The 6,956-nt window shown below is 35.4% G+C and carries 3 protein-coding genes and 2 pseudogenes; 4 read left to right on the top strand and 1 reads right to left on the bottom strand.

Features of this window, described 5'->3' with window-relative positions; genetic code table 11:
* Nucleotides 1–125: 125 nt before the first annotated feature.
* From FTT73_RS16625 to FTT73_RS15545, 4 genes and pseudogenes are all read left to right on the top strand, one after another.
* A pseudogene (locus tag FTT73_RS16625) lies at nucleotides 126–248 on the top strand (IS3 family transposase); the annotation flags it as partial.
* Nucleotides 249–1,162: 914 nt separating this feature from the next.
* Complete coding sequence (locus FTT73_RS15555; RefSeq protein WP_100355859.1) at nucleotides 1,163–3,052, top strand: DEAD/DEAH box helicase family protein; 1,890 nt, start codon at nucleotides 1,163–1,165, stop codon at nucleotides 3,050–3,052.
* Between the two features lie 865 nt (nucleotides 3,053–3,917).
* On the top strand, nucleotides 3,918–4,532 hold the full coding sequence (locus FTT73_RS15550; protein WP_100355858.1) for an AAA family ATPase: 615 nt from the start codon (nucleotides 3,918–3,920) through the stop codon (nucleotides 4,530–4,532).
* A complete protein-coding gene (locus FTT73_RS15545) occupies nucleotides 4,532–4,969 on the top strand; it encodes a hypothetical protein (RefSeq protein ID WP_100355857.1) in 438 nt (145 codons plus the stop codon). The genes FTT73_RS15550 and FTT73_RS15545 overlap by 1 nt, the downstream gene beginning before the upstream one ends.
* A gap of 711 nt (nucleotides 4,970–5,680) precedes the next feature.
* On the opposite strand, the pseudogene FTT73_RS15540 reads toward FTT73_RS15545, so the two are convergent.
* Nucleotides 5,681–6,829, bottom strand: a pseudogene (locus FTT73_RS15540) (type II toxin-antitoxin system HipA family toxin); the annotation flags it as partial.
* Between the last annotated feature and the right edge of the window lie 127 nt (nucleotides 6,830–6,956).

Raw genomic sequence — 6,956 nt, 5'->3', positions numbered from 1 at the left:
TGTACACAGTGCACTGGGTTATGTATCGCCTTTTGAGTTTGAAGCAATGTACTATGATAAGATTAACCCGTTAGGTCAGGTGGCCTAACTTAAATAAAAAAGTCTCCGACAAACCCGGTACGGTTCAGACATTTCTCAAGCATCATAATCTTGAAAGCAGTATGAGTCGGCGTGGAAACTGCCATTATAATGCTGTTACCGAGAGTTTCTTTCAGTTGTTAAAGCGAGAGAGGATCAAGATGGATATATGTGTCTAGAATTTTGGTGGCTATTCAGTCCAATAGAATAAAGACATGTTTTTAAACTGTTACCTCTATTTCTACAAAATTAATAAATGATTTTTTATGTTCCTTAGAACATGAATATAAATGAGAAAGGGTAGAGTTTTATAGATGGTTAATGAGTTCTAAGGCTCGTCAGAGCTTTAGAAGGAATGTTAATTAATTTTTATAATTCTTCTTTTAAGATAAAAATTTTTAACTAATTGATTACTATTATATTTATATCTAACTCAAGACAAGCTTTTGTCTTAGGACTATGTTTTACTATTTTAAAAGAACTCTTTGAATTTATAACTGTTGATAACTGCCTAAGCTCTTACACAATTTATTGTATAATATAAAGGGCTGTGGGAAAAAAAGTGTAAAGTATTTCTTGTAAACAATTGTTTTTATAGTAAATGTATATTTAATTTTCATTTCTAAAAAAAGTGTAAAATAATTATCTAATCAATCAAATCTTATTAGCTCGAAACTTTGCGAGCGTATAGCTAAATGCGCTAGCATTTTGATATACCGAGTAATAGTTTGAGCAAACAAACGACTGAACCAGTTTACTATAGAATGAGAGTAACAGAGTGCGTTAGTTGATCTCAAGACAAAATGCTATGTCCAAGAGAAACCCTTACACTTTTCTATCTTAGATAAGGGGGGTATGCTTAAAAAAGTGTATGGTTTGATTTTACACTTTTTTATATTGAAATATTATCAATCAAATACTTAAAAAGAGTAAACAATGGACTTGTGTGAAATAAAGTGTTGACATTGATTTATAATTTTGATACTGTTAATCACATAGGATAGAGGATTATCCCTCACTACTTCATATCCTGACAACATATAAATGACACTAAAAATTAAGACCTATTTAGGTAATCCGATAAATGAATTTACAAGATTTAGTAATAAATAATGCAGTAAAAATAGAGCAAGATGCTCAAGCAAATACAATAACAATTATAGCTAGTGATAGCTCCGAAAAACTTTCAAATCTAATTAAGGATTTTCCAGACAACTGTTATGTAAATAAACAAATTACAGGTTGTGGTGGTACAACATTAGTTATCCGTAATGCAAAAAATTATGTAGTTCTCGTTCCTTACATTAACCTACTTAAATCCAAATTAGCAGACAACCAAGGAATTGTTGATTTAATTGGCGTGTATGGTGATACCGAGAGAGAAGAAATAACAGAATATTTAAAAGACACTTCAAGTTCTAGAAAAATTGTTTGTACTTTTGACTCATTACCAAAACTCCTAACAACACCAGGCTTCAATCCAAAAGCATTTAAATTACTGATTGATGAAGCACATACACTTGTGAATTTAGGTAGTTTCAAAGCAGCTACTTGTGAATATGTACTTCAAAACTATAACAAGTTTGGTTCGTACGTTTTCTTAACAGCGACACCAACAAAACGTGAATATTTTCCTTCAGCACTCGAACATTTACCACTATGTACAATCGAGTGGGGTGATGTTAGACCGGTTAAATTTAACCTTCAAAAAATTGAACATGGCGTAGGTGTAAACAATGCTTTGTTTGGATTGTGCTATGATTATTTGATGGGAACAATTGAAGGCAATGCTCATATCTTCTATAACTCAGTGACAGAAATTGCATCTATCCTAAGTAAGTTGAAAGCCTTAGTTGATAAGGAAACAGGTAAGAATCTGTTTAATCCTGACGATATTAGAGTTGTATGTTCAAAATCAAATTCAAACCAAAAAACATTTAATAGTAAGCTTGGCTTGAAATGGGCAAAGATCAGTGACATCACTTCAGCCCCTGCAAAGATCAATCTGTATACTTCAACTGCTTTTGAAGGTGCAGACATCTTCGATGAAGAAGGACAAACCTACATCATCATTAATGGACTCCGTGATGCTACAAAAGTAGATTTCCATGTACTTGTACCTCAAATTTGTGGTCGTATTCGAAACACAAAATATAATGAACACATTAATCTATTAGTTGGAAATCTACCTGAAGCTGCAAGTTGTACAAAAGAAGAATGGATGCAGGAAGTTCAGAAACGTATCCAAGACAGCGAAGACGTTTTGAATGATATCAAAGAAGGTAAAATGTCAGATGCAGGACGTGAACAATTAAGAAAAGCTGCTGAAGATGACAAGTACACATTCAAAGATGAAAAAGGTGAACTGTATGTTTCAGACGTTGCATTGAAAGCTGAATTACAGGCATACGAAGCACTAGAAGCAACTTATGTGGTACGTGTTGTTGCAGGTGCTGAAGTTAATGAAGATGGATATTCTGCCTCATTTAGAGCTTTACTGACTGATGAAACAAAACATAAAGCATTCGCTCATAAACCTGAAGGTGTAGCTAAATTTTTATCAGGTCATAGCCAGTGCTTTTATGAAACGATGAAAGAATATTGTGAAGCAAGAGATGCAGATAATTCTAAAATTTATAAATTGGTTGATGCAAAGGATGACTATTTCAAAACTGCTTATGATGTTTTGACGCACGACACGATTAGAAAATTTGAATATAGAAAGTTACCAATTGAAAGAGCATTAAAGATTCAAGATGCACAGAAGGATAATGCAACTGAAATTCCGACTTTACTTAATTTGAAAAAGGATGAAGTTATTCTTCGTTCAGATATAAAAGTTCGTATTCAAGATGTTTATAATGAACTTAATATACCTGACAAAGCAAAAGCTACTGATATTGAAAAATGGTATAAAGTTAAAGATACTAGATTAAATACAAAGCCTGCTTTTAAAATAGTTAAAATGTTGTAATTAGAATAACTAAATACAAGTTTTTACATCATTTAATACCTCTAACAATACAGCTATTAAATGAACATCCAAGAGATTGTAGATTTAGTTCAATTAAGTCATGACATTGTTAAGATTTCCTCTATAGAAAGCATATTCATCACCTGCTGCAGTCCAATACGCTGTCAGGGTTTACCCTGGATCAGCCCTGTAATTTTCTAGGCTGAGTGCTACAGTTTCACTCTGGTGGATAAAGCTCAATGGAACTTGTCCTATTCCAATCGTCTGGCACAAAGCCAGACCACCAGGACTTTCATGCGATGGCCATGCTTATTACAGAATAGATAAGCGCAATGTGGTTTGATGTAGCCAAAGGCTCTCATCACCTATGCCATTGCAGTATCCATATCCGCATGCATGTCCATGGGCTGGAGAACGCTTGATTTCATCAATACAGATCATTTAATTATACTAGAGTAATATTTGATATTCAAAAGACTAAGCTATCTAGAGCATCTGCTGCAGTAGAATCCTAATGTGAGCAACAGTCTCTTGATTGCTGGCGGCGGTTCAGTTCTTCTTTTACTGGGGGCAAATGCAGCACTTTTAATAATGGAAACTATGGACGGTATTGAATAGCTAGAAAAAGCGGTGGTTCACCGGATGCTTACAGTTTGAAACGTACCATAAATTAATATTAAAACCAGATATATAAAAAGATATCAACCCGTATAGTTTAGTGCTTTAGAATCTGTATCACCCCCAGTTTAATGCGGCACATCACATCTATAACCTGTTACAAAATAAACAAATATTATTCTTGTAGACTTATATTAATCCTTTATACAATAGAGCTATTGTTACATCTATTTAGGTAGAAGAAGAAATGATAATTACCATTGCCAATCGTAAAGGTGGAGTAGGTAAGACAACACTGGCTACAAACCTTGCTGTAGCCTTGAGTAAGAAGGGGTCTATAGTCCTAGTTGATGCTGATGATCAACAGTCAGCTCTTAAATGGTCTAAGCGTAGAACTCAAAATCCTGTTTATACTGAATACCATACTGGTGATTTAAAGAAGATCCTTTTAGATCTTCAAAAGAAATATGACTATGTTTTATTAGACGTAGCTGGGCGTGACAGTGAAGAATTTAGATCTGCTCTTCAAGTCAGTGATAAGTTAATTGTTCCAACACAACCAAGCCAAGCCGATGTTGAAGTCCTTCCATTTGTATTGAAATTATTTAATACCTATCACAAGGTCAATGAAAAGCTTCAACCATATCTGGTTGTTAATAAAGCTCCATCAAATACAAGATCTACTGAAGTTGCAGATTCAATCGAACTGCTAGGAACACTTCCTAAATTCAAGTTATTAAACACCATTATCCGTGATCGTAAACAATTCCGTGATGCAACGATTCAAGGCTTGTCTGTAATGGAAATGGGTAGCTCTAAGGCTAGAGATGAATTTAATGATTTCTTGGTGGAGATCCTATAATGGTTAAAAATAAGAGTAAACCATCTTTAGGTTTTGGTGATGATCTTGAGGAAATTTTAGAGAATCCTGAAGCGACTGTAGATGATGCTAATGGTCAAGAAGTCGAATACACACGTAATTTAATGTACAAGATTATTCTCACTCCACACACCCAAGATGTGAAGAAACGCTTTCGTAAAGAGCACGGACGTTTAGCATCTGTACCTTTGTATTATGAGGAAGAGAAAGTTCTAAAAGAAGCAGCCGGATTCGTTGGTGAGTCTTTGAATGATTTTATTCGTGATGTAATTCTGAAAGAAGCAAAACGTGTTTTAGGTGCTGAAAAATATAACTTAACACTGGGTAAACCATTTAACCAAACTAAGGTTAAATTGAGTGAAGAGGAGCATCAAAAATTGAGTGAACAGCGCAAGGCTGAACGTAAGAAAAATAAATAATAAAAGTCCATCTCCTAACTTTATCTAACAATATATTAATTCATATAATATTTTCTAATTTCTTTGGTGTGTTCTGCCACTGAAAATTATTTGATTAGTGTACAAAATAGCTAACACAAACTAGCTGTAGTTTCGTAATAACACTAAATATAAAAAAAATGGAAGAATAATTTACTAAGTTATTGTTTTTAAGTTGATCCTTGTTTTATATGGGGGTGATAATAACTTCTGATTACTAGTTTTTACCTTAAATATACCGATTGAAAGATTCATTTAAAGGCTATGAATACATGAGTTTTACAGTTTGGCTAGGTCAGCATGAGTACTTTTCACAAGATTTAAGATCGACCATGAACGTGATTAAGTTATAGGGGATTGATGAAATAGTTTTTATGAATTTCTGGCTTTCTGGGCTGATTTTATCAAATTCATGTCTATGCAAAATTGCGACATATTTCTCGTGCTGGTAGTTATCCAGAGTTTGGTCTGCATCTATCCATAGTGCAGACCTTTTTTTGGTGACAGTTTTTTCTTAGTGATTTTCGATCTGGATGTAGTGATTTCACGTTTGCAGAATATATCTTAGCGGTGATCCATCTAATATTCGTGATTATAAAGAGAGCTAATTCACAGGTTCTACAGATTATGTAGCGACTAACTATATCAAAGTCTATTTGCAGTTGATGGTTGGCGCTTAGTTTATATTTACGCTTAGGTTTCAGTTAAAAAATCAATATTCTGTTGAATCCGTGATTGAATCATCTGTAGGGTAGATTCTCGAATTTGATGGGGATACAGGCGCTGCGCAATTTGACTAAATTGAAGTGCAATTTCACGCATGGTCAAGATGATCTCATCGACTTCTAGAGTAGTCAGATTAGCTTCTGAAGTACCGAGTTTATGTATGTCATTTCGGGAAATATTGAGCGCTTCTCCCATAATGTCCATTTGATGATAACCACCTGGACCCTCGCAGAAGGTCACATCATAGGCTGGAGCCAATTTCCATTGACCATTTTTCTCCATGAGAAATGAAAAGTTCTTAGTATGGTCATCCCGATTATTGAAAAGCACATTAAACACAGCACGTTTAAAAGCATGCAATCTTTCTCGTACATCTTGCGTACACATCAAGGTTGCCCGGAGAAAATTGCGATAGTCTAGGCTACCTGGAACTTTATAGTCTGCTCCTGTATATGCAGCCAAACTCTGCATTGGAATCCGCATACCATTTTGACGATCGAATCGTTTAGAAGCAAAAGCCGTTAAACCATTGGGCAAATTAAAGAAATGGGTATCTGGAGTCTCAATTGCACAAAGTCGCAAACATTCTGCATAGACGGCTTCAATGGCGCAGACTTCAGGATGCTCTTGCTGAGCAGGAAACTTAATCAGCCAGGCTTCATGTTGATCAGAATCTTGAGTCGAAAACTCTAAATTGACAGGATCTCGGTAAACCAACGCTTTTGGTCTGGCACCTTGAGGGGAGCCACCCATGACCAATAAATGCTGTAGAAATTCACCACCTTCACCTTTGAGTACTTCTTGAACTTCCTGGGCCAGTTGTTGTAAAGGGATATTTTCTGAGGTTTGCATGTCAGCAACACAAGGTTCAAAGGAGAGGGCACCCATTGCGTGACTACTAATATAGGTCAGACGCTCCAAAGGTCCAATTCGTGCTGAATTTAAGCCAATTTTTTTGAAATATCGATCCATCAACATCATGCCCCAACCATCTGGTAAAGCGTCATAGACTGGACCTGGGAGTCCCATTTGATGAGTAGGAAAACCTTGTCTGAATGGTAGACCTTTTAAAGGCAGCAAGTAAGAAGAGAGCTCAACACCTTGCTGTATTGCTTCTTGAACCGTACCGGGTTTGTCGGAGACTTTTTTATTTAAGTTAGGCCACCTGACCTAACGGGTTAATCTTATCATAGTACATTGCTTCAAACTCAAAAGGCGATACATAACCCAGTGCACTGTGTAC

The organism is Acinetobacter sp. YH01006 (genome assembly GCF_013420445.1).
GTDB lineage: Bacteria > Pseudomonadota > Gammaproteobacteria > Pseudomonadales > Moraxellaceae > Acinetobacter > Acinetobacter pseudolwoffii.
Note: the sequence above shows the minus strand (reverse complement) of the source record. Positions and strands in the feature narration are given on the sequence as shown.

Coding starts and splice junctions, on each gene's coding strand:
- FTT73_RS15555 (WP_100355859.1), top strand. CDS start 1,163: ATGAATTTACAAGATTTAGTAATAAATAATGCAGTAAAAATAGAGCAA.
- FTT73_RS15550 (WP_100355858.1), top strand. CDS start 3,918: ATGATAATTACCATTGCCAATCGTAAAGGTGGAGTAGGTAAGACAACA.
- FTT73_RS15545 (WP_100355857.1), top strand. CDS start 4,532: ATGGTTAAAAATAAGAGTAAACCATCTTTAGGTTTTGGTGATGATCTT.